A 23,959-nucleotide genomic window follows, 5' to 3' on the forward strand; every position below is an offset into this window, starting at 1 on the left:
TCCGGGAACGGGACGACCGTGGTTCATGGAACTACTCAGCCGCGTCCGGAGCGGCGACGATGAGGCGGTCTGTGACTGTACACCGTCGTTTGACGGCGACCGGCTCGTAATCGAGGCCGACGACTGTCCGGGTGCGGGGCAACTCGGGACCGAACCGGCCTGCCGGGCCACGGTCGTCGGGGCGCTCCGTGAGCGGGACGCCGAAGTCATCTGTACACGGGCCGGGGGCATCGAACGGACATACGAGGGGGCCGCCGCGGCTGCGTTGGTGGCCGCCGGTCGGTTCGCAGACGCCGTCGCGTTCCACGACGAGGCCACCGCCGACCGGTCGTGCCGCGACCCGCTCGGCGCCGCCCGGGCCGCCACGGGCCGGGCGGGGCCGGTCGCGAGGCTGGCGGCCGAAACAGGGCTGTCCGAGGTAGCCGCACGCGCCGACGGGCACGACGACCTGTTCGTGCCCAGGGTCGGACCGACTATCGGCCGGTCGCGGATACGACTCGAGCCGGCGGCGGCGGCACGGTTCGAGTCGCGGCGGGAACTCGAGACGGGTGCAGTCGCGCGGTTCTACAGCGAACCGGACCGCGAGCGCCGGACCTATCACCTCGAGCCGCTCGAGTATGGATTCGACCGAGCGGCGACCGAGCGGCTGGTCACAGCTTACGACCGACTGTCGAGCGGCGCGGTAAGCGGGGGCAAGCGCGCGGCCGGCAGAGCGGTTCGGCGCGTGGTCGACGACGGTTCGGCGATGGAGGCGACGGTGAGAGAGCTAGAGCAGGTCCTCGAGAAGCACACGCAGGGTTACGGTGTCGTCACGGACTTCTTCGCGGACCGGCGGGTCTCCGACGTGTTCGTGACCGCGCCCGCAGCAGCCAACCGGATTCGAGTCCGCGTCGACGGCGAGACGCTAACGACCAACGTTCGACTCACAGCGGGCGGCACCGAGGCGCTTGCCTCCCGGTTCCGGCGCGAAAGCGGGCGGGCATTCTCGCGGGCCAGTCCGGCCCTCGACGCGACGGCGACAGTCAGTGACCGGCGCGTCCGGGTCGCCGGTATCACCGAACCGGTCAGCGACGGCGTCGCCTTCGCATTCCGCGCACACGAACGAACGGCTTGGACACTCCCGGCACTGGTCGCCAACGGGACCCTCACCGCAGAGGCGGCCGCGCTCCTCTCGCTGTCCGTCGAGCGCGACGCCGCGATGCTGCTCGCGGGGACCCGCGGTGCCGGGAAGACGACGACCCTCGGGGCACTGCTGTGGGAACTGCCGGCAGCGACCAGAACCGTCGTCATCGAAGACACGCCGGAGTTGCCGGTCACGAAGTTACAGGCCGCCGGTCGGGACGTGCAGGCGCTCCGGACTGACGACGAGGACGGTGGGGGACTGACCCCGGCACGGGCGCTCCGGACCGCACTCAGACTCGGTGAGGGAGCGCTGGTTCTCGGCGAAGTCCGTGGTGAGGAGGCTGGCGTCCTCTACGAGGCCATGCGGGTCGGTGCGAGTGGGAGCACGGTACTGGGAACGATCCACGGCGACGGCGGGGACGCCGTTCGTGAGCGGGTCGTCACCGACCTGGGAGTTCCGGAGTCGTCTTTCGGCGCGACCGACCTGCTGGTGACGCTCGGGTCTTATGACTCGCCGACCGGTCGCGCTCGACGGGTCACGCGGGTCGAGGAAGTCCTCACCGGCGACGACGTTGGCTTCGAACCGCTGTTCGAACTGGAGACCGGAGCGCTAGTGAGGACCGGACGCATCGAGCGCGGGAGCAGCCGGTTGGTCGACGAACTGACCCGGTCCGGTGAGAGTTACGCGGCCGTGCGGGACCGCCTCCACGACCGAGCGGAGTGGCTGGCCGACCTCGCCGACGGCGGTCAGACGAGTCCCGAGACTGTCTGCCGGGCCCACGCTCGACGACGGGCGGAGCGAGTGGCATGACCTCCGCCGTCGAGCAGGCCGTCCGATTGCTCGCCCGGTGCTATCCGTGGCCGGTCGGGGAGAACGCCGAACTCGACCGGTCGCTCGGATTTCTCGGGTCTGACCTGTGCCCCGAAACCGTCGTCCGGGCTGGCTACGGGGCGGCACTGCTGTGTCTTCCTGTTATCGTCCTCGTCGGTGTCGTCGTACCCACAGGAGCGACGCTGCTGGTCCTCGGCTGTGGCGCGGCAGGCGCACTGGCCGTCGTCCACGCGATTCACAGCGCACCACACACACTCGCGACGGCGCGGCGAACCCGCGCGGTCGGGGAAGCGCCGGCACTGGTGAGTCGGGCCATCCTCCGGATGCGAGTGACGCCGGCGACGGAAACGGCGGCGGCTTTCGCGGCCGAGACGGGCAGAGGGCCGCTCGCGGACAGTCTCGGCGAGCACGTGCGCCGCGCCGCCGGAGGTGCAGGGTCAGGCTTTCACTCGTTTACGGCCGAGTGGGACGAGTGGTTCCCCGCACTCCGGCGCGCCCTCCTGCTGGTCGAGTCCGCAGGGACGGCCCCCGACGGCGAGCGCGAACGCGCCCTTGACCGCGGGATGGCGGCGGTCCTCGACGGGACCCGCGATCGAATGGCGGAGTTTGCCTCGGGTCTGCAGGGACCGGCGACGGCGCTGTACGCTTTCGGCGTTTTGCTCCCGCTCGCGCTGGTCGCCATGTTACCCGCGGTTCGGACGGCGGGCGCGTCCGTCCCGCTCGCCGCCATCGTCGTACTGTACGACCTCGCCCTGCCAGCCGTCCTCGTGGCCGCCAGCGCCTGGCTACTGGTCCGTCGCCCGGTCACGTTCCCGCCTCCATCGGTCGGTCGCGACCACCCGGACGTGCCGAGTCGGTGGTGGCCGGCGCCGGCCGCCGGACTCGTCGCCGGCGCGGTGGGGTGGCTCTCGGCCAGCGGACTCGTCGCCCCGTGGACGGGACCGCTCGGGGCCACCGGCACTGCGTGCGGTGCGGCGCTCGTAGTCTACTACCGGCCGATTACGACGGTCCGCGAGCACGTCCGAGCCGTCGAGAGCGGACTCACGGACGCGCTCTACCAGATCGGACGGCGCGTGGAGGCGGGTGATGCCGTCGAGAGTGCCGTCGCAGGCGCGGCCGACGAGGTCGCTGGAGCGACCGGCGAGGTCCTGCGAGAGGCCGCACGGCGCCAGCGCCGGCTCAAGATAGGGGTTCGCGAGGCCTTCCTCGGCGAGTACGGCGCGCTCGCGACGACCCCGAGTACACGGGCGCGGAGTGCCGCAGCGCTCCTAGCACTGGCTGCCAGCGAGGGTCGGCCGGCCGGCGGCGCCATCGTCGCGATGGCCGACAGCGTCGAGGAACTCGCGGCGGTCGAACGCCAGGCACGCCACGAGGTCGGAACCGTAACTGGAACGCTGGCCAACACCGCCGTGCTGTTCGGCCCGCTGGTGGCGGGCGCGACCGTCGCCCTGTCTGCCGGCATAGACACGGGTGTAACGGGCACGGTTGGGGCCCCGGGGGCTACAGAAACGGTGGGAGCGGCCCCTGCAGCGGGAACTGCCGGCCTCGGACTGGCAGTCGGCGCGTACGCGCTTGTCCTCGCAGTAATCCTAACGGCGCTCTCGACGGGGCTGGCCCACGGTCTCGACCGTGCGCTGGTCGGCTATCGCGTCGGCTGGGCGCTGCTGACCGCGACCGCAACCTACCTCGCCGCCATTTATGCTGTCGGCATTTTTGTCTGAACAGTTAAGTAGCGAAACGGGACCATCCCCGTTCATGTTCGACGCACCGGCCGACAGTTGGTATCTGTGGCTCGGCGTCGCGACAGCGAGCGTGCTCGCGCTCGGGGTCGCAGCCGCGCTCCCAGCCACCGTCCCACCGGATGCCCAGCGCGCAGCAGCGACGGTCGACGCCGTGGCGACGAGTCCTCACAATGCGACGGGCAAGCACAGGCTGGACGCGACAGCGGTCAAATTCGGCAGTCGGCGCATCGCCCTTCGGAACGACGGCGGCACCGCACACGCGGCATTCGCCTACGGTCCCGTCACCCCGGTCCGGAACGGGACGGGGCTCGCAGCGGTCCTCCGCGGCCAACCGCCCACGAGTGTGTTTCAGAACGCCACGGCGTTCCGGGCGACCGCTGCGGACGCGCGGAGCCGAGCTCGTATCTGGCGAGAGACAGACGGTCGACTCGTCGCCCGACGGGTCACCTGGGAGGGAGTCGATGTCACACTGGTCGGCGCGTAGGGGCCAGGTCGAGCCGGTCGCGGCCATCGTCGCGGTGTTCGCCCTCGGCGTCGGGCTGACAGTCTACGCGGGGGCTGTCGACGATGCGCTGCCTGGGACCGAACCCCGGAGCGTGGCACAGCCGACGCTGTCGGCTGTCGAGGACGCCGTCGAGGTCGTCGGCGTCGTACAGCCGACTCGGCTCTCGCGTGTCGACGGCGTCGTGCCCGGCGGCCGTCGGCTGAACGTGACGCTCACGGCCGGCGAGCGGCGGTGGTCCCGGGGCGCACCGGCGCCGAAGTCGGCACAGCGGGCGAGTACCAGAGTCAGTGTGGACCTCGGAACTGGACGGGTACGGTCGGGCCGACTCACAGTGAGGGTGTGGTGATGCGAGCGATTAGTACCGTACTGGACGCCGCACTCTTTCTCCTGCTCGTCGGGGCCGCAGTCAGCACCCTCGCGCTCGCGACGAGTCCGCCGCCAGCCGCGAACGACGACGCGGCCGATGGGGTCGCAGACACACTCACGACGAGTTCGGCGACCGTCCACTACACGCTCGCACCTGGCGCGCGCCACGCGTCGTCGCGGGTCGTCGAGTTCCCTGTTACGGACGGGTCGACTTTCCAGCGGACTGCCCACGGAACGCTCGCGAGCCACCTCGCGGCGGCCGCGCTCGGCGGTCTCACCGTTCGAGGCCAACGCGTCAGTCACGCGCGGGCGGATTACCAGCGGGCGGTGGCGAACGCGACACGGAACCTGACCCGGGGGCGAGCCCACCTCGCACAGATCCGGGCACGGTGGGAACCGTATCCGGATGCGCCCGTCGAGGGCACGTTCAGGGTCGGTCCGACGCCACCGCCGGCCGCGACCGTCCACGCCGAGACGGTCGTCGTCGCGAGCGGACTCCCATCGGCCCGGGAACCGGCGCGACGCGTGACGAGGCAGAGCGGGACGACCGCCACCTTCGAACGAGTTGGCGCGGTGGTGGCCCGGCGAATCGTTCGGGGGTTGTTTCCCCCGAATCGCACCCGGAGCGCCCTGCTCGGAGACTACCCGGTCGAGGGACTCGTGACCTACCGGTACGAGCGACTCGGACGGTACTTGCGAGCGAACGTGACTGCGCAGGCGGTGGCCGACAACGCCACGGGAGCGAACGACAGACTCACCGTCGCACTCGGTGAGCGGTTGGCGGCGGACATGCGCGCTCGTTTCCGGTCGCCCGGTGCGGCGGCCGAGGCAACGTCAGTGGGAGCGGTTCGGATCACCGTCAGGACGTGGTCACCGTGACCCGGACCACCCACTTTCGGGGCGACGAGCGAGGGTGGCTCCCGTTCGCGCTGGTCGGTGTCGTCCTGCTGGTCGGGAGCGTGGCACTGTTTGTGGGTCTCCAGCCGGACCGGCCGGCCGCGGACCCGACGACGGACGTGGCCGTAGAGCGTGTCGTCGGCGAGACACAGACTGCGGTCCGGACAGCAGTCGTCGAGGCCAGCGATGCCGCGGCGCAGGACCCGGTCCTCGACCGCGCGGACACACCGACCGGGCAGGTGCTGGACGACGAGACACCGTTCCGTGATTCACTGCGGATGCGCATCTACCTGCGAACACGGGAGCGACTTGACGACCTGACGATTACGCGTAATAACGTGACAGCAACCGCGTCGCTCCCGGGAACGCCAAACGCCAGCAGTCTGACGTCGGCGGTGGCGCGAGTCCACGTCGAGGCGGTCGACGACAACCGGACGCGGCTCCGGGTTCGCATCGAGAACGTCACCGTGACTGCCACGCGCGGGAACGGGACAGTCGTTCACCGGACAGTGAGTCCAACGGTCGTGGTCCGGACACCAGTGCTGGCCATCCACGAGCAGGTGAGTCGGTTCGACCGGCGACTGAGTACCGGGATCGGGCGAGCGGGTCTGACTGACAGGCTGACTGCACGACTGTACGGCGTGGTCTGGGCGCGCGGCTACGCCCAGTACAGTTCCGGCGGCGCCGCTATCGGGAACGTCCTCGCCAACCGCCACGTAGAAGTCATGACCAACGGCGCCGTCTTGCGCGAGCAGCGCCGCCTGTTCGGCCGGAGCGACCCAGCAGGTCGACGAGCGATGGACCGCGCGATGGTCGGCGTCGCCACGACCGACCTGCTGCGTGGCGCGGGCGTCCCGGGGGGCTACGTCAAGACGCTGTTCGAGGGTGGGCGGCCCGGTACGAATCCGAACATACCGACCGAGATTCCGTCGCTTGAGACGGACACGACGGCCCCCGATGCCGGGGATCGGATGACCGTCGGCGTCAACGGCACCGCCGACCGAGGGCTGGCCAGAACCGCCGTGCCGGCGAATCTCAGCTCGGTCGTCCGGTCGGTGTACAGCGCCGAGGTCGAGACGATAAGCGACGTCGAACGGACCAGCGGGTCGTTGCCGAGTTGCTGGGCTATCCAGCCCGAGGGGTGGTGGCGACTCGACCACGAGAGCGTCGGTCGGGGTGAACCCGTCGTGAGAGGAACCGTCGACGTGGGCCCGTCGCCCCCTGACGGCTGGCACGCGCTCGAATCGTTCGGGCGACGAGTCGTCCAAGACCGAACGAAATACTGCCACTGGGTGGACGGTAACGAGACGGTCGTCACGGAAGCCAGCGATACCGTCCGTTTCGACGTGAGCGTCGCGCTGGTCGGTCGACACGCCGAAACTGAGTACGCCCCAGCCCGTGGAATCGAAGCCGTTCACCGGGCCGGAGAGGGCCCGTTGGACGGGCCGAACCTGGCCAACGTCAGTCGGCTGGCGAAACTCCGACTGATCGACCACCGAGGCGGCCCGGACGGACTCGCGAGAGCGACCGTCCGGGAGGGAGAGAATATCACGGGTATCCGGACCGTCCGTGGACGGGTTCCAGACGGGATTCGGCGGTGGCTGCTGGCCGACCTCGTAACCTTCCGCGACCGAGTCGCGAACGTCTCCGTAGCCGTCGAACGTGGTCGTGCCGGCACGTTCGGGGCGAACCCGGCCGCCGAACTGCACCGGAGCCTCGCCGGGTTCGCGGACCCCTCAGGTGAGTACGGGAGTGTCGCGGAGAAGGCGCGGTTCGCTGCCCGGGGGCTGTACGTCGAACAGACACGGGCGCTCCTCGAGAGACGGGCCAGAAAACAGGAGCAGCGAAAGCGCAGCCTCGGTGACGCGCTCGGGAGCGCCGGCGTCGACGAGACCGAACTGCTCGGAGACGCGATGGAAAACCGGACCGGAGTCGAAACCGGTGCCGGCGAGGCAGGCATCGACGGTGTGGAGATTACGGGCGTCGACGGGTCGCCGGCGTACCTGACAGTCGCGAAGGTCGGCCCGAAACACGCCGACTCACTGCCCGAGAACGCTCGTATCAGTCCGCTGGCGGCCAGGAACGTCAATCTGTTCGCGTCGCCACACGGCGACATCGCGGACACTCTGCTTCGGAGCGTCGACCTGGGATCGACCGTCGGGCTCCGGACGGCCGCCCGGACTCTCCACGCGACGCGGACCGCCAACGAGCTGACGACCGGCAACGAAACGCTCGACCGTGCACTCGACCGGAAGTCGGGGTCACTGGGCGGCGTCGTCCGACGGAAGGTCGGGTACGCCCGTGAACGGCTCAGAACACAGCTGGCAGGCCTGCGGATCGGTGCCGGCGAGGCCGACCGCCGCCGTATCGTCGGGGACGCGCTCGGCCGGTGGGAGGGGCCGGGTGCGAGGGCCCTGGCGTTGACGAACGGGTCGGCGGCGAGGGCTATCGCCGAGCGGGCGGTCGACCACAACGAGACGAAACGAGAGCGTCTGCGCTCCAGACTCCGGTTGCTGCTACACGCGGCAACGACCGGGACGGAGACACGGGTCTCGCGGGCGAAGGTCAGCACGACATCGGAGCTGCTTCGGCAGAAGGTGAAGGCGGGTCTGGCCGCTGGAATCGGGAACGCGACTCAGGGGGCTGCGAGCCGACTCGGCGACAAACTCGACGGTCGACTGACGCGGTCGGTGAACAGGGTTCCAGCGGGCCTCCCCATCGTCCCGGTCGGGCCGGCGTGGTGGGTGACGGTGAACGCCTGGGTCGTCGATGTACGGGGCGGGTACGACCGCTTTGCAGTCCGAGCAGGAACTGGTGCGGCCAGTGGACCAGGTGGCTCGCTCACCTACGTCCGGGACGGTGGCGCCGCGACCGTCGATTACGATGGCGACGGCGCGGCCGAACGGCTCGGGCACGCAGACCGTATCTCATTCGAGACACGGACTGGCGTGGTCGTCGCGGTCCCGCCGGGTCCACAGGGTGTCGGCGACAAGGGCGGGAACGTGGACGAACGGTCCACAGGGTGGACAGACTGGCAGCCCGTCGAGCCGAGCCAGGACGGCGGCCCGGCGGTTCCAGACACCTGGCCAGACCGTCGGTGACGGTGTCAGGCCGTCAGAGGTGGGACAGAAGCGCCGCTGACGCGTCGGCTCGACGGTGAATGTCCCCTACTTCGCCATGTTCAAGCCAGGTGGCGACGAGGCGTGACACATGACACGCTCCGTCTGGCTGAAAGCCGACGACGAAGTCGGCGACTGGGAAATACGCAAACGCCGCATCACGGCCGGTCTGGAAGCCGGCGTCGACTGGGTGCTGGTCGACGAACACGACGTCGAGCGAGTCCGCGAACTCGGCGAGGTGAACGTGGCCGCCTTCTCAAGCGGCGACGTCCACGTTATGGAAGCCGAAGCGGACGAAACGAACGCCGACGCCGTCGTCGTCGGTAAGAACGGCGAGGGCGACGGCACCGTCGACCTACCGACGGACTTCTCGGGTTCGGCCGACCTCTCCTCGCTGCGCGCCGACGGGGACGGTCGACAGTGCGGCTACGTTCGCATCCTGAACGAGGACTACGAGGCCTTCGCCCAAGCGGTCGCCACTGAAGCCGAGTACACCCTCGTCATCGGTGACGACTGGCAGATTATTCCCTTAGAGAATCTCATCGCCCGCATCGGTCAGGAGACGGATCTGATCGCCGGGGTGCAGACGGCCGAGGAGGCCCGAACCGCCTTCGAGACGCTCGAACTCGGCTCGGACGGCGTCTTGCTCGACACCGACGACCCCGACGAGATCCGCAGGACGGTTGAGGTCCGCGACGAGAGCCAGCGCGAATCCGTCGACCTCCAGTTGGCGGAGGTCACGGCCGTCGAACAGACCGGGTCCGCGGATCGGGTCTGTGTCGACACGGGCAATCTCATGGAACACGACGAGGGGATGCTCGTCGGGTCGATGTCTCGTGGCCTCTTTTTTGTCCACGCCGAGACGGCCGAGTCGCCGTACGTCGCCTCCCGTCCGTTCCGTGTCAACGCCGGCGCGGTTCACGCCTACGTCCGCACGCCCGACGGCGGGACAAAGTACCTCTCGGAACTCCGAAGTGGAGACGAGGTGCAGGTCGTCGACACCGACGGCAACACCCGTGAGGCTATCGTCGGCCGCGTGAAAATCGAGAAGCGTCCGATGTTCCGGGTCCAGGCCGAAACCGACGATGGCGACCGCATCGAGACCCTGCTCCAGAACGCCGAGACGATCAAAGTCGCCACCGCGGACGGTCGGAAAGCGGTCACCGACCTCGAAACCGGCGACGAACTGACGATGTTCTACGAGGACACCGCCCGCCACTTCGGCGAGGCCGTCGACGAAAGCATCATCGAGAAGTAGGCCGGCGGTTTTTCACTGGCGAGGTTCGGATTCGAACGTTGTTTTCAGTGCAGTATGTGTAACTATCTATGTTTCCGCTACCTCCGGATTTTTGCGTCTGCGTAACGAGTGTTGACTGATGGCACAGACACCACAGACCGAGCGATCGGAACCGAGCCTGTCCGTCGACGCGGACTGGAACTGCCTGTACGTCGACGGAGACTGGCACGGACCCGGCGACCGTGACACCATCTCCGTCGAGGACCCGTCCACACGGGCGGAGTGGACGAAGGTACCCGCAGGGACCACGGCGGACGTAGACGACGCCTACGCAGCGGCCAAAAGGGCCCAAGAGCGCTGGGCAGAGAAGAGCCCCGACCGGCGTGCCGAGGTCGTCCAGACCGTCTACGCGCTGATGGACGAGTACGAGGACGAACTGATGGAACTGCTCGTCGCCGAGTCGGGCAGTGCCCAAATCAAGAGCGACCTCGAACTCCAGACGGCGGCCGGCAGCGTCGCCGAAGGAGCCACCTACCCCTCGCGGGCAGGGGGCGACATTCGGGATTCGACCATCGAGGGCAAAGAGAGCCTCGTCAAGCGCGAACCGGCGGGCATCGTGGCGGTCATTCCGCCGTGGAACTTCCCCCTGCATCTGTCCATTCGTGCGGTTGCGCCCGCGGTCGCGCTGGGCAACGGCGTCGTAATCAAGCCCGCCTCGGACACGCCAGTCACGAGCGGCCTCGTCATCGCCAAACTGTTCGAGTTGGCTGGTGCACCGTCGGGACTGGTCAACTGCGTTCCCGGCAGAGGCTCGGAGATCGGTGACCGCGTCGCCGGTCACCCCGACGTAGACGTCGTCGCGTTTACTGGGTCCACGGAAGTCGGTCGCCACGTCGCGAAACAGGCCGTCGACTCACTGGCGTTCCCCGCGATGGAGTTGGGCGGGAACGGTCCCAACGTCGTCTTAGAGGACGCCGACCTGGACAACACCCTCTCTGGCAGCGCGTTCGGGAGTTTCGCCCACCAGGGACAGGTCTGTATCTCGATCAACCGGCATCTGGTCCACGAGTCCATCTACGACGAGTTCGTCGAGGGGCTGGTCGAGAAGGCCGAGATGCTCCCGGCAGGCAGCGTCCACGACGGCAACATCGTCGGCCCGATTATCAACGAGTCACAGCGCGACCAGATTCTCCGGTTCGTCGAGGAGACGGTCGAGCAGGGCGCGACTCTGGAGACCGGCGGCGAGACGGTCACCGTCGACGGCGTCGAGGACTCGCTCGTCGTCGAACCCACCGTGCTATCGGACGCGACGAACGACATGACCGTAGCCTGTAACGAGCATTTCGGCCCGGTCGCGCCGGTTATCCCCTTCTCGGACGACGAGGAGGCGGTCGAGCTGGCCAACGACACCGAGTACGGGCTGGCAGCCTCGGTCTGGTCGGGTGACCGCAACCGCGCCGAGGACGTGGCCGACGCCATCGACGCGGGGATGGTCCACATCAACGACCAACCGATCAACGAAGAACCAAATGTCCCGTTCGGCGGCATGAAGGCCTCCGGAATCGGCCGGTTCCACGGCGACGCGATCATGCGTGAGTTGACCGAGACAAAGTGGATCTCGGTCCAGCGCGAACCGCGCCAGTTCCCGATGTAAGCGGCGGCCGCAGACTCGTCGCTCAGTTTTCCTCGGGGCCCCCGCTCAGTTCCGTGGTACACCAGTGACAAAACTCCAGGTCTGCGTCGACTTCGCGGCCACAGCTAGGACACTGCGTTCCCTCGGTGACGGGTTGACTCGTCTCGTTGCTTCGTGAGGCGAGGATGTACGCGTCGACCATGTTCATACCCGTGACCGCCGACAACGCCACGACCGCACGCAGGGGCATCGCGCGCGACATCTCCGTCAGCGACTCGACGGTCACCGTCGTCGGATAGACGCCGTCGGGAATCAACAACGAACCGGTGAGAATGAGCAGTCCGAACCACAGAAGCGCACGTGCCCACTCCCGCAGGTAGACGTGGCCGAGTCCCGGATAGACGAGCCCCAGTACGGCGGCAAGTAGCGGCCGCTTCCGTGCGCTTTCTGCCACTATTCGGAATTTTCTATGCTGGGTGGTTGTTAAGCTTCCGCCTTCGATAAACGGCGTCGTTCGCGCGCCTCGGGCAGTTCGGTGGTGTCGCCGTTCAGTCCAGGTCCGGGTTCGACCGCAGGTCGGCGACGAGTCGGCGCAGCGTAGCGAGGTCGTACTGCCCGGGTGCGGTCGCGTCGGCCGGGTCGACGGGCGCGTAGCCGATTTTCGAGCCGTACAGCGGTGTGACTGCTCGCGAGTGGCGGCCGGATTCACCCATCGCCATCGTCGCGACGCGGTCGCCGCCGGCGACGGAGGCCCGTGTCGCCGCCAACAGTTCGAGCACGTCGTCGGGCGAGCGGGCCGTCACTGCCAGTTTGCCCACGTCACCGTACTCGCAGGCCCGGTCGAGCAGTTGCCGAAGCTTCGGTGGTTCGGGCGTCGTCGCGAAGTCATGGGTCGATACGATTACCGACGCGCCGTTTTCCTGAGCGTGGTCGATTACGCGCTGGCCGTCGCCCCCGGAAGCGGTCTCGAGTTCAACGTCGACGGCCTCGACGAGAGGGTGTTCGGCGGCGCTACAGAGCGCGTCAAGACGCGCATCGTCGGCAGTCGCCTCCCCGCCCTCGAAGTCCGCGCGGTTGGTCACGATCAGCGGTAACGCCCCGTCGTAGTCCGCCAGCGCCGCGAGCGGGTCGGCAGCGAGGTCCATCCGGAACTCGACGGCGTCAGCGGCCTCACGGGCGGCCGACTCGTCCCCCAGATCGGCCGTGGCCGCCGCCAGCACGAACGACTCGAAGTCCATACGTTCGGTAGGTTCGAGTCCGAACAAAAACCTGTCCAATTAGCAGTCTTCCGGCCCGGCCCGGCCCCGGCGAGCCCCGACGGTTAGTCGGGTCAGTACGGCTCGTGAGTGGCCAGGTACCGATGGCTCGTCTGGGTTCGCTCTCCCGCCACGTCGGCGACGGTGTACAGCCGAATCCGGCGTTCGTTCCTGGTCGTCACCGGGAACTCGTAGTTCTCGGCCTCGTACCCCGGTGGGTCGCCGTCGGCACGTCGGCGTTCGACGAACTCGCGGTGGGCGTCGAGCCGGTCGCCAGCGAGCCGTTCCGAGAGGGCCGGAACCCGGTCGACGCTCTCGTCGATGGCCTCGGCGAACGCGGTGTCGAGTTCGTAGCCCACGGAGTCGCGGCCGGCCACCATCGCCGCGACGGTCGTCGTCCCCGTCCCGAGGAATGGGTCGAGGACGCAGTCCCCGTACGCCGAGAACATCCGGATCAGGCGAAGCGGAACTTCGAGTGGGTAGGCGGCCGACCGCTCGCGTGTTCCGTCACCGTCGAGATGCTGGTCTTCCCCCAGTATCTCCCAGCAGTCCGAGAACCACTCGTTGCGCTCCTCCCAAAAGTATGCGCTCTCGTACCTGTGGTCGTCGCCCGGAGGAAACTCCCGGAGGTCGCCGTTACGAAAGACGAGGACGTGTTCGTGTTCGAGCGTCGGGTAGGCGTTGGGCGGCAGGGTGCCGGAACCCATGAACTTGCTCGGACTATTGGTGGGTTTCCGCCAGAGTATCTCCGGCAGACTGGAGAACCCGCGGTCCCGCATGCGGCCGACGACCTCGGCGTGGTTGGGCCACAGTTGGAACTGTCCGTCGACGGTCCGGGTGGCGTCACCGACGTTGATGCAGGCGATGGCACCCGGCGCTAGGACGCGTTCGAGTTCGGCCCAGACGGTGTCGAGCGCGTCGTGCATCAACCGGAAGGCACGGTCGCCGTCCCCGTCGTCAAGCGCGGTCTCGACGGCGGGGTCGAGATCGGTGAAAAGGTCGTCCCACTGCTCAACCAGGGGGTACGGGGGCGAGGTCACGACGAGGTCGACAGCGTCGTCGTCGACGGCGGACAGCGTTCGCGCGTCGTCAAGGACGACCCTGTGCTCGGTCTCCATGCGGATGGCCACGAGCGGCCCCCTTTTTTACCTCACGGAGACGGGACCGGATCTTCGACCCACCGGCCATGTTGTTCGTACTCGCTCACCCAGAGCCCGTTGTTTTCGGGGTCGGGCAGTACCGTCCACGTCGATTCGCATCCGGCGTCGGTCTCGGCCCTGGTCTCGCGGACGGTCGCCCCGAGGCCACAGAGTCGTTCGACTGCCGCCTCCCTGTCCACGACTGCGAGGTCGAGGTGCAGCGGCACGTCTCGCTCGACCCCCTTCGGTAACGTCTTGAACAGCAGGTTCGGCCCCTCGTTCGGGCGCCCGATGACCACCGGACCGACCGACGGCAGAAGCCCTCGACGCCGTCCGTCGAGCGCCGCCGCCCAGGACTCGGCGAGTTCGTTTCGCTCGTTACAATCGGTGGTAACAAGTCGTACTCCTGCGGTGGGCTGTAAGAATGACAGTGTGATGAAAACACTCACTGGTGGCGGCCAGTACAGCCACGAACGGAGAGAAGCAATTGAAATGTCAGCCGATCGATCAGGCCACTGGGAGGTCCTGCTCGGCTTCGAGCAGTTCGTGGTAGCGGTTTCGGATGGTGACCTCACTGATGTCTGCGACCTCGGAAACGGCGGCCTGCGTGGTCTTCTCGTTGGTCAGCAGGGCAGCCGCGTAGACGGCGGCAGCGGCGAGTCCGACCGGGGACTTCCCGGAGTGGACGCCCTTTTCTTTGGCGTTCTGGAGGAGCTGACGGGCGCGGTGTTCTGCCTCGTCGGAGAGTTCCAGGGACGACGCGAAGCGGGGGACGTAGCTCTCGGGGTCGGCCGGCTTCACTTCGAGGCCGAGCTCCCGAGCGACGTAGCGGTACGTGCGGGCGATCTCGCTTTTTTCGACGCGGGACACCTCCGTGATCTCGTCGAGGCTTCGGGGCACGCCGGCCTGGCGTGCGGCGGCGTAGACCGAGGCCGTCGAGACACCCTCGATGGAACGGCCCGGCAGGAGGTCCTCGTCCAGCGCCCGGCGGTAGATGACGCTCGCCGTCTCGCGGACGTTCTCTGGGAGCCCGAGCGCGGATGCCATGCGGTCGATCTCGCCCAGCGCCTGTTTGAGGTTGCGCTCCTTGGAATCACGGGTGCGGAACCGCTCGTTCCACTTCCGCAGGCGCTGCATCTTCTGGCGCTGACGACTGCCCAGCGAGTTGCCGTAGGCGTCCTTGTCGCGCCAGTCGATGTTCGTCGAGAGTCCCTTGTCGTGCATCATGTTCGTGGTTGGGGCCCCGACACGGGACTTCTCGTCTTTCTCACTGGCGTCGAAGGCGCGCCACTCCGGTCCGCGGTCGATCTCGTCTTCTTCGACGACCAGGCCGCAGTCCTCACAGACTGTCTCACCGTGTTCGTTGTCCATGATGAGGTGACCGCCACACTCCGGGCAGTCCACCGCTTCGGCCTCGTCAGTCTCCTCTACTGTCGTCTCGTCGGTCGTGCGCGTTCGCGCTCTCGTATTCTCGCTCATTGGTGCGAAGGCAAATGCTATCCGGGCAGGTTATGACCTGAAAATCCCGGACAGTCGTGGGTAACAAATACGTTACGGCGAAAGTTATTTAAACTTTTCGGTGTCGTGCCCTGTTCGCTAGGTAGCGGAGTTCAGGTATCTGATTTCGACCAGATGCGTAGAGTATTAATACGTTGTTACAGTGTGACACCCGACACGAGGACCGGCCGTGAGGGTCACTCTATCGCGCGTTCGACGTGGTCGACGACGTAGTCCGCGAACGCCTCGCCGGCCCGCCGGTCGAACTGGCTGCGCAGGTACCGGAATGAGAGGGTGACCTCGCCCTGAAACGTGGCGACGCCGATGGAGACCGGCGTCCCTCGCCAGGCCGGCGGCGAGAACCACGGCCGCTCCTCGGCGTTCTCTCCGAGCGAGGGCATCGCCGGAATCCGGCCGAGGTTCGACAGCATCGCAGTGTCAAGCAGGCGGCGGCCGGGGCCACGAAGTAGACGCGGCAGTTGGCGTTTCAACTCCACCGGCGTCCCCGGCGGCAACAGCTCCAGTGTCTTGTAGAGCGCGGCCGCCCGGTCGCGCTCGGTGAGGGCCTCGGTTTGCTCGCCGATTTCCCGGGCCGCAGCCATGTGGTCGGCCCGGTCTCGGGACCGGGTCTCGACGCTCTCGAACATCGAATACATCCCAGCCACCTGGTAGAACCAGTCGTCGGGCCGAAGATTGATCGGCATCATCACGCTGATTTTTCTGGCACCAGAGCCGTGGTCCTCGTTCCACTCCGCGATGGCCATGTGGAGGGCCGCCTGCAACACGTCGTTGACCGAGACCCCGTCGGGCCGGTTACCGATCAGTCGCGCTGTCAGGTCGGCGTCGAGTTTGCGGCGGGCGAACCGCCACCCCTGCTCGTCCGTCCCGCCGACGTTCGCGATACGGGTCGGGGAGTCGACCACGTTCTGGAGGTGTCGCGTCGCGGAATCGAGCACGTTCAGCCCGTCGTCGAGCGACGAAGGGCGCAGGTCCTCGAGCATCGACCGGGACTCCCGAAAGCCCACCGAGTCCTGCATCGGCTCGTCACCACGGTACGCCTCACAGATGGCCTGTGCGATACGCAGAGTGCCCACACCGTCGGCGGCGACGTGGTTCATACTCACCAGCAGTCGGTCCCCACCGTCGATTCCTGCGCCCCGGACGACCAGCAACCGAAACGGCGGCTCCTCGGTGAGGTCGAACCGCCGGTAGTAGAGTTGGTTCTGGATCGCCTCAATGTCGCGGCCCTGTCCGTCGATCTCGCCGACTTCGACCTCGTACTCGTCGCCCGGAAGTTCCCACTCGAAGCGGGTCGAAGACACGTTGCTCCGTCGCCTGCGCGCCCCGGCAATCGGGTGGACCGCACAGGCCGTCGCCGCGGCCTCGCCGAGCCGTTCGACGTCGATCGACGCCGTTGTTTCGAGTTCGGCCTGGATGTTCCAGGGCTGGAATTCGTGTTCGATGTGATGTACCGACTCCTCGATCATCGAGAACGGAACCGTCACACTCACGCGTTCTCACCCCGTGTTCGACCCCACATACACGAGAGAAAAACCGTGACTGCACATAAATTCAGGCCAAACGGTTCGATTTTTATAGGCGGTCAAAGCGAATGCTCTGGGGCTTGACCCCAGGTCTGAAGCCGACAACTCGTGACACAAACCAGTAATTGAATATACCACTAATTAGAGACGGCGGTGGAGTAAAGTCACAAATACCCTGCATATCCGACATACGCGGTAGCGGCTGAACTGGACCGTCACATCGACATTCACCGACAAGCGTACGACTACACTCGGTACGAATACGAGAACGTGGACGACAACAGTGTGGTTCAGTTGCTATTCAACAGAGCACTGGAGACAGCATTGCGGTTGTAACAATCTGAACCAATCTAATACGCAGGGAACGGCAGTTCTGAGGATTGTCGTGTTGGTTAGTACGTATACACAATCGTTCCGTCGGTCTCTCCTTGTTCTGTCATCACGGAGCCTGTTGTCAGGACACGGCTCTGTGTCGCCAAGAATAAAGAAAATGCGGTATCTTCGCTTCTCGCCACCGTCGCTCCATCAGCGAGACTGAATAACTTGATACCGTTGCTGGTACCGACGACGAGCGCTCGGTCGGTCACCGTGTACGGGGTTTTGACTGCGCTGTCGAAATCGCCCGTTGGCAGGTCAAGGTCAGTTCGCTCCCAGCGGATGTCCCCGTTGCTCGGTTCAACGCCGATGACCCGCTCCCCCTCATCTGCGCCGAGGTAGGCCAGCGTATCCCCACCATAGCCGTATGGTGGATAATAAGAATTGTCGGACCGCTCCCACAGCAACGAGCCGTCTTCGCGGCTTCTGGCCTTTGCTGGGAAGTCATAGCCACTCCCGAAGACAGCGCTCTCACTCGACGGACGTGGTGTTCCGTAACTGTTTGTCCTCGCACTGAGCGTAAGGCTTACTCTCGGCTCAGTGTCACCGTAACGGAATTCAGCGTCGCTGTCAGCAAGATTTCGACCAGTTACGAACATACCGCCACCAGTCAGGGGGTGAAGACTGTCACGTGCAGTCGGAGTGTCCTGGCCCAAGTTCCAGACATCTGTCGGACTGAACGCAGACTCGCGTTCCGCAGTGTCTCCGTTTATATAGAATGCTGTATACCCACGAGCAATGCCAGTAATGAAGAACGCTCCACCATCAAGCGGAACGATGCGACTGCGACTTGGACCTCCACTCTCAAACTCCTGAGTGCCGAGAAGGTCGCCCGTCGCTACATCGATAACGTTGATGTACCTGTCTTCATCGCTCTCACTGCCGATGCTATACAGTCGTCCGTGTCCGATCTGGCCACCTGCACTGATTGCCGGCGTATCGTAGCTCTCAATTGAGCGGGTCCAGAGCCGTTCACCAGTCAGATAATTGAAAACAACGAATGCTGGTTCCCCCTCAACGTTGGCCCTCGTAATAATACGGTCACCGTCGGTGCCAATCGGAACGGCATTGGGGATGCCATACGCTCGCTCAATACCGTTGACTGCCCCCGTGTTCCGACCGCCATCTGGGTCTGGCAACTCTTCTGTTGACGAATCGGGAGACGAGTTTGCGGGGGTGTCAGTATCTTCACTACCACTACACCCGGCGACAGCGACAGTCGTCCCGGCGACGGTCGCAAGGAATCGCCGCCGGTTAGTCATCTGCTTGGCAGTACGGTCAGTCACTGGTCACCTCTCTGACCGGCACTGCAATACCAGTGATGGATTGGGAACAGACGAAAGAACCCTGTCGTCGAGTTTGTTCTTTTTGAATTGTTTCCGGATGACACATAACTGCTCTCGGTACGATTTCGTCTGCACCAGACGGGTATAATCGTTGCTTTACTACGTAGTGGTGCTGACCAACCGAGCCGACATCTGAGTCGGCTTGTTAGCAGTTGACGCTAGTTACCTCAGGGTCAGTATCGTCTCACCATGGCACAGAGACCGCTATTCAAGACGATAGACAAAGCCGAGATGAAAGAAGTCACGATAAGAAGGGGACGACTGGCGACTGGTTCGTCTCCTTCGCGCTCGAAACCGACGATGCAGACCTACCCGAGAAGCCCGTCGTGGACTCGTTGGACGCGAGCAATACTGTCGGCGTCAACCTCGGCATCAACAACTACAGCCACACGTCGGACGGGAAGACCGAGGACTTGTTCGACCTCGAAGACGAGTCCGAGCGTCTTCGCCGCGAACAACGCAGGTTGTCGCGGAAGCAAGAGGGGTCGAACAACGACGAAAAACAACGCAAGGAAGTCGCCAGTGTCAATGGTCACATCCGTCGGGAAGTGCTGGACTACCAGCACAAGATACCGGCACTGCGGCGAGTATCCTGGAAGTCGGCGACTCCACTCCGCCCGTTGAAACCTCCGTCGCACCGCCGTAGCGGGTGTTGAGAGGGACCATGTTTCCATTAGCGAACAATCGAATGAGTTGCGGTCTTCAATTCCGTGTTTTGAGGGTTGACTCCGGTCGTTATCAAAAAATGGCTGGCTACGAGTGTAATTTTTTGAAATATCGTGACGGGCTTCAGTCTCGGGGTCAAGTGGTTCGAGAATCGAGGATTCTCGTCATCACGGAAATCTTCGATTTCCGTCCGACCCCGAGGCACTCGCCCGCAACCGCCTGTGGAGTTCCGACACAACGCACAAGCCAAGCCCGGTCCGAGAGAAGGATATGCGTGTGGCAGTCGGCAGCGAGAACCCGGTGAAGGTAGCCGCGACCGAGCGAACACTGCCCGATGCGGTCGCCGAACCCGTCGACGTCGAGTCGGGCGTTCCCGAGCAACCCCGCGGGTACGACCAGACGATTGCCGGCGCGCGGAACCGCGCCGGGGACGCGCTCGCCGCGACAGATGTGGCTCTGGGCGTCGGCATCGAAGGCGGTGTCGCCCGTATCGAGGGCACCGACGGCCTCTTTCTGATCATGTGGGCCGCCGTCACAGACGGCACGGACTGGGGCGTCGGTAGCGGTCCGAGCCTGCGACTCCCCGAGAACGTGGCCACCCGCGTCGAGGCCGGCGCGGAACTCGGACCGGTGATGGACGACCTGCTCGACACCGACGGCGTGGCCGAACGGGAGGGGGCGGCAGGCGTCCTCACCGGGAAACGAATCGACCGGGAGTCGGCAGTAGTTCACGCCGTCGCGAGTGCGGCCGGGCCGTTCGTAACCGAGCAGTACTAGGCGGCCTCGTCGCGGGCATCGGTGGTACTCGCGTTCGTTTCGCCTTCGGACTCGGCAACGGCGGTCGTCAGCGAGATGTTGAGCCAAGCCATCGAGGCCAGTCCACCGGCTACGGTGACGAGGTTCTTGATTGCGTGGTCGACGATGGCGATGCCGAGCGCGACCAGCGCGGTGAGTTCGGGAGTGGCCGTCAGACCGACGACGATAATCGTGAACGCACCCTCGTACAGTCCGATGCCACCCGGCGAGAGCGGCAGAATCTTGGCGAGGTTCCCGACGCTGACCGCAAAGAAGGCGACCGCAGTCAAGTATGGGGTTACCGGAACGCCGAAGGCCGCGAACACGATCAGCGCGGTCACCACGTCAAGCGTCCAGATGGCGAGGCTCCCGAGGCCGACCCGGAGGAAGGCCCCGCGGTCGCTGACGACCCGCTCCACGTCGCCGACGAACCGTTCGATCACGCCCGCGACGTACTCGGCGTAGGAGTCGTTGCTGATGGCCCGGACCCCCCAGCGCACGAGGTTGGTGTCCCGACGGGCGTTGACGACGATGACCGCCACCGCGAGGATGGCGACCAGCCCGACGCCGGCCGCGACCCGCATCGCGGTGCCGGCCGCCGCCGCCGGGTTCAGCGTCTCCCCGCCAATGGTCACGGCGCCGACATCCGCTGCGATGGCCGCGGCCACCTCCTCTGTCCCGCCGGTCGCCACCAGTCCGAGCAGGACGCTCCCACCCAGCACCGTAATCGACAGCAGGTCGAACACCCGCTCGACGGCCAGCGACGCGAACCCGGTCGGATAGGGAATCGACCGGCGGGCCTTCACGACGTAGGCCCGCACCGCGTCGCCGGCCCGCGCCGGGAACACGAGGTTCCCGGTCTGACTGATGAACACCGCCCCCGTCAGGAACCAGGTGTCGCCCTCGTAGTCCAGCCGCGAGAGGATGTCACGGTAGCGCAGACCCCGGAGCGGCCACGAGAGGAGGTACACCACGCCGGAGGCCGCGACCAGCGCTGGGTCCGCGCCCGTGATCGCGTCCAGCACGGCCGCAGGTTCCAGATAGACGAGCATCAGCGCCAGCGCGACGAACACCAGCGCCGACCCGGCGACCATACTCACCCGGCGGGTCAGCCGCGGGCTCACCGTCAGTTGCCACCAGGTCCGGACGACCTGACTCCCCATCCCGAACACGTCCCGCACGAGGTCGACCTTCGAGTCGGCCTGTGGTGTCCACTCGACGGGAAACTCGGAGACCCGGTAGCCCCTCCGCTGGGCACGCACCAGCACCTCCGTGTCCCAGAACCAGTGGTCGTCCTCTACCTCGTCCAGCAGGGCGAACAGAGCCTCCCGGTCGAACGATTTGAACCCACACTGGTGGTCGAGCAGGTCCGACCGTAAGAGAAGACGGACCAGTCGGTTGTACCCCTTGGAGGGGATACCTCGTTTTGCCGGACGGTCGGCGTCGGCCCCAGGAACCCACCGCGACCCGGTCGCCACGTCGTACTCCCCCGAGCGCACGCGCTCGACCAGCTCTTCGAGGTGGCGCATATCCGTCGCGAGGTCGGTGTCGAAGTAGACCAACGTCTCGCCCTCGGCGGCGCGGAAAGCCTGTTCGAGAGCTTTCCCGCGGCCCAGTCGCTCGTCACTGTGGTAGTGACGGACCCGGTTGTCCCCTGTAGCCAGCCGCTCGGCGATTTCGGGTGTCCGATCCGCACAGCCGTCCTCGGCGACGATCACCTCGAACGATTCGGCGGGGAGAAAGGAGTCGAGCGTCTCGAGGGTGATTTCGACCGTGTCCGTCAGGGTCGCCGCCTCGTTGTATGCGGGGAGGACGACGCTCACCTCTCGGGTCGGACTCATTAGCCTTCCTTCCGCCAGCGCGCAAAAGTACCTTCTGTTAGCCTGCGGCCACAACTACGGCTCACCTGCCCGAGCGCTCCCTGACGGCGTGGCCGAGCAGCGTCGCCACCGGGAAGCCGCGTTCCGTCCGTGCTGTCGCCACAGGAGCCGGGGTCACTTTGTCACCGTTTCGGGTCGCACAGTCAGGCACGAACGGGGCGTTCGTTCGATTCTTCTGTCCCGAGTGTGAGAACGACTGGTAGGAAACGCCGACCGAACTCTCGGCCCCGGAGGCGACGTTCACCCGTCCTGACCGTGAGACCGAGCGCCGGACCGCCGAGTTCATATGCACCGACCGCGATTTGGACGTGCTGAAGGGGATACAGACAGCACAGAGCGGTCAGTCCGCGCTCTCTCGGCTGCCGATCGTCAGGAACCGTCCGAGATCGATCTCCGCACTCACCTCGCCGACCGACTCGTGTGGCCGGTCGACGACGATGTTCCCCGCAGTCTGGTCGCCGATCCCGGGAATCTCGGTTAGTTCGTCCATGGAGGCGGCGTTCAGATCGAGCGGGTAGGGCACGCCCGAAACCGAGCGGTAGCCGTGGCCGGTGACGGCCACGTCGATAGTCCGCCCGAGGTCACGCTCCCCGGGAATTCCCACGAGCAGGGGGTAGGTCCCGAGCTGTCGGCCGAACGTGTACCCATCTTCGTGGTACTCCAGATGGACATCGGGCAGCACCGTGCCTGGCGGGGCCACCCGCTGGAGCATCGGATTGTCGATTGTCTCACGCACTTCGCTCTTGTAGCGTTTGAACTGTTGTTTGTGGTCGTGGGCAATCTCCGCACCGGTGTCTGCCATGTCGGTCCCCTCGAACGCCATCACCTGCCGGATGTTCACCCGGCGGAGCATCAGCCCCTCGTCGTACACCCGCTGGAGGAACCGCTTGTTGTGTGCGAACGTCTCTTGACGTTCGCCTTTCAGCCCGTGAACGAGGTTGATGCCCGGCAGGAGCTTCGGCAGCCGCGGGCTGGCGTCGCTGCCGAAGTTGGGCGCAGTCTCCCGCTCACCGCCCGGCCGAAACCCTGCCTCCTCGTTGACGATCTTCACCGCCCGGAAACACTCCTCGGCGGTGACGTTGAGGTTGTTCTCCTCCTGCACGAGCGGATCGGCCGACTCGAGCCCGAACGCGGCCGTATCGCCGGGCGTGTTGTGTTCGGCGATGATCCGGATGCCCTCCCTGGACTTCTCGGGCCATTTCACGACCGTGATCGGGTTCATGTTGTCCAGGTGGAGCGTGTCCAGGTTCGGGACGGCCTCCCGGATGCCGGCGTAGAGGTCCCGGAGCGCGTCGGGGTTGGGGGCCTCGCCGTCGCCGCCGTAGGCGAGGATGTCGGCCTGCCGGCCGAGGCGGAAGTCGCTCACGCCGTAGTCCGCGAGGGCAGCCACCTCGTCGACGACGCTCTCGGGCGGTCGGAACTCCGGGTCGCCGTACATCGGTTCCGTACAGAACGAGCATCGGTACGGACAGCCCCGCGAGGTCTCCAGTTCCGCGAGGATGTAGTCGGGGTGATTCGGGTGTTGTTCGACGACGAACGCGCCCCGCCGCGCCCAGCGAGTCTCCTCGGGGACGCCGCGATAGCGGTCCTCGAACCCCTCCAGTCCGCTGCGGACCAGGTCGTAGGCAGCGGCCTCCACGTCGGCCATCGCGAGGAAGTCGAAGTCGAGGTCGTCGCGAGAGGTTTCGGACGCGCCCTCGTTGGCCTCGCCGACGCCGAAGCGGACGGGGCCCCCAATCATCGAGACGCCCTCGGCGGTCCAGGCGATGCGGCGCACCTCGTCGGGTTCGGCGGGGGTCCCTCCGACGTACTTTCCGGGGACGGTCATGCCGCCGACGTAGATCAGCAGGTCGGCGTCCTCCACGTCGCGCCAGCGCGAGCCGTCGTCCCGGAGTGCGTCGATGGTGTGGTAGGTGATCTGTGTTTCGGGAACACCGGCGTCGACGAGTGCCCCGGCGGTGTATCGAGGGTACGTCGAGATGTATGGGGGCACGCCGAAGTGAGCCGG

18 protein-coding genes and 3 pseudogenes are annotated in these 23,959 nt (G+C 66.2%); 12 read left to right on the plus strand and 9 right to left on the minus strand.

What is annotated here, in order from left to right; genetic code table 11:
* Nucleotides 1–25 precede the first annotated feature (25 nt).
* The 8 genes from Q0964_RS09275 to Q0964_RS09310 all read left to right on the plus strand — a co-directional run bounded on the left by Q0964_RS09275 (nucleotide 26) and on the right by Q0964_RS09310 (nucleotide 11,474).
* On the plus strand, nucleotides 26–1,933 hold the full coding sequence (locus tag Q0964_RS09275) for an ATPase, T2SS/T4P/T4SS family (RefSeq protein WP_299266357.1): 1,908 nt from the start codon (nucleotides 26–28) through the stop codon (nucleotides 1,931–1,933).
* On the plus strand, nucleotides 1,930–3,675 hold the full coding sequence (locus Q0964_RS09280) for a type II secretion system protein (protein ID WP_299266360.1): 1,746 nt from the start codon (nucleotides 1,930–1,932) through the stop codon (nucleotides 3,673–3,675). Before Q0964_RS09275 ends, Q0964_RS09280 begins: the two co-directional genes overlap by 4 nt.
* Before the next feature lie 34 nt (nucleotides 3,676–3,709).
* Nucleotides 3,710–4,180, plus strand: a complete 471-nt coding sequence (locus Q0964_RS09285; protein WP_299266361.1) for a DUF7283 family protein — start codon at nucleotides 3,710–3,712, stop codon at nucleotides 4,178–4,180.
* The gene (locus tag Q0964_RS09290; RefSeq protein ID WP_299266364.1) at nucleotides 4,158–4,547 is read left to right on the plus strand and encodes a DUF7285 family protein; all 390 of its coding nucleotides are present in this window, start codon (nucleotides 4,158–4,160) and stop codon (nucleotides 4,545–4,547) included. Before Q0964_RS09285 ends, Q0964_RS09290 begins: the two co-directional genes overlap by 23 nt.
* Nucleotides 4,547–5,446, plus strand: a complete 900-nt coding sequence (locus Q0964_RS09295; RefSeq protein ID WP_299266366.1) for a DUF7284 family protein — start codon at nucleotides 4,547–4,549, stop codon at nucleotides 5,444–5,446. The genes Q0964_RS09290 and Q0964_RS09295 overlap by 1 nt, the downstream gene beginning before the upstream one ends.
* A complete protein-coding gene (locus Q0964_RS09300) occupies nucleotides 5,443–8,565 on the plus strand; it encodes a DUF7286 family protein (protein ID WP_299266370.1) in 3,123 nt (1,040 codons plus the stop codon). The genes Q0964_RS09295 and Q0964_RS09300 overlap by 4 nt, the downstream gene beginning before the upstream one ends.
* A gap of 109 nt (nucleotides 8,566–8,674) precedes the next feature.
* A complete protein-coding gene (locus Q0964_RS09305; RefSeq protein ID WP_299266374.1) occupies nucleotides 8,675–9,841 on the plus strand; it encodes a 3-dehydroquinate synthase II in 1,167 nt (388 codons plus the stop codon).
* A 118-nt stretch (nucleotides 9,842–9,959) separates the two neighbouring features.
* Nucleotides 9,960–11,474, plus strand: coding sequence for an aldehyde dehydrogenase family protein (locus tag Q0964_RS09310; protein ID WP_299266377.1), 1,515 nt, complete (start codon nucleotides 9,960–9,962; stop codon nucleotides 11,472–11,474).
* Between the two features lie 22 nt (nucleotides 11,475–11,496).
* Here Q0964_RS09310 and Q0964_RS09315 read toward each other — a convergent pair whose 3' ends face one another.
* From Q0964_RS09315 to Q0964_RS09340, 6 genes are all read right to left on the minus strand, one after another.
* Complete coding sequence (locus tag Q0964_RS09315) at nucleotides 11,497–11,907, minus strand: zinc ribbon domain-containing protein (RefSeq protein WP_299266380.1); 411 nt, start codon at nucleotides 11,905–11,907, stop codon at nucleotides 11,497–11,499.
* 94 nt (nucleotides 11,908–12,001) lie between these two features.
* Nucleotides 12,002–12,691: a type I 3-dehydroquinate dehydratase gene (locus Q0964_RS09320; protein WP_299266382.1), complete on the minus strand. Its 690-nt coding sequence runs from the start codon at nucleotides 12,689–12,691 to the stop codon at nucleotides 12,002–12,004.
* Between the two features lie 92 nt (nucleotides 12,692–12,783).
* The gene (locus tag Q0964_RS09325) at nucleotides 12,784–13,827 is read right to left on the minus strand and encodes a DNA-methyltransferase (protein WP_299266385.1); all 1,044 of its coding nucleotides are present in this window, start codon (nucleotides 13,825–13,827) and stop codon (nucleotides 12,784–12,786) included.
* A 32-nt stretch (nucleotides 13,828–13,859) separates the two neighbouring features.
* Nucleotides 13,860–14,423: a VOC family protein gene (locus Q0964_RS09330; protein ID WP_349254454.1), complete on the minus strand. Its 564-nt coding sequence runs from the start codon at nucleotides 14,421–14,423 to the stop codon at nucleotides 13,860–13,862.
* Nucleotides 14,356–15,327: a transcription initiation factor IIB gene (locus Q0964_RS09335; protein ID WP_299266390.1), complete on the minus strand. Its 972-nt coding sequence runs from the start codon at nucleotides 15,325–15,327 to the stop codon at nucleotides 14,356–14,358. Before Q0964_RS09335 ends, Q0964_RS09330 begins: the two co-directional genes overlap by 68 nt.
* Nucleotides 15,328–15,542: 215 nt before the next feature.
* Nucleotides 15,543–16,856, minus strand: a complete 1,314-nt coding sequence (locus Q0964_RS09340) for a condensation domain-containing protein (RefSeq protein WP_299266393.1) — start codon at nucleotides 16,854–16,856, stop codon at nucleotides 15,543–15,545.
* Nucleotides 16,857–17,051: 195 nt separating this feature from the next.
* Here Q0964_RS09340 and Q0964_RS18325 point away from each other — a divergent pair.
* Nucleotides 17,052–17,177, plus strand: a pseudogene (locus Q0964_RS18325) (RNA-guided endonuclease TnpB family protein); the annotation flags it as partial.
* A 104-nt stretch (nucleotides 17,178–17,281) separates the two neighbouring features.
* Here Q0964_RS18325 and Q0964_RS09345 read toward each other — a convergent pair.
* Nucleotides 17,282–18,550: a PQQ-binding-like beta-propeller repeat protein gene (locus Q0964_RS09345; RefSeq protein WP_299266396.1), complete on the minus strand. Its 1,269-nt coding sequence runs from the start codon at nucleotides 18,548–18,550 to the stop codon at nucleotides 17,282–17,284.
* Between the two features lie 279 nt (nucleotides 18,551–18,829).
* On the opposite strand from Q0964_RS09345, the pseudogene Q0964_RS18330 reads away from it, so the two are divergent.
* Nucleotides 18,830–19,182, plus strand: a pseudogene (locus Q0964_RS18330) (transposase); the annotation flags it as partial.
* Nucleotides 19,183–19,546: 364 nt separating this feature from the next.
* Complete coding sequence (locus Q0964_RS09355; RefSeq protein ID WP_299266401.1) at nucleotides 19,547–20,053, plus strand: DUF84 family protein; 507 nt, start codon at nucleotides 19,547–19,549, stop codon at nucleotides 20,051–20,053.
* On the opposite strand, the gene Q0964_RS09360 is transcribed toward Q0964_RS09355, so the two are convergent.
* Nucleotides 20,050–21,912, minus strand: coding sequence for a flippase-like domain-containing protein (locus tag Q0964_RS09360; protein WP_299266404.1), 1,863 nt, complete (start codon nucleotides 21,910–21,912; stop codon nucleotides 20,050–20,052). The genes Q0964_RS09355 and Q0964_RS09360 overlap by 4 nt on opposite strands.
* 254 nt (nucleotides 21,913–22,166) lie before the next feature.
* Here Q0964_RS09360 and Q0964_RS18620 point away from each other — a divergent pair.
* Nucleotides 22,167–22,262, plus strand: a pseudogene (locus Q0964_RS18620) (hypothetical protein); the annotation flags it as partial.
* Nucleotides 22,263–22,291: 29 nt separating this feature from the next.
* On the opposite strand, the gene Q0964_RS09365 reads toward Q0964_RS18620, so the two are convergent.
* The coding region (locus Q0964_RS09365; protein WP_299266407.1) for a radical SAM protein at nucleotides 22,292–23,959 on the minus strand (1,668 nt) is incomplete at its 5' end.

It is taken from the genome of Halorientalis sp. (assembly GCF_028275115.1).
GTDB lineage: Archaea > Halobacteriota > Halobacteria > Halobacteriales > Haloarculaceae > Halorientalis.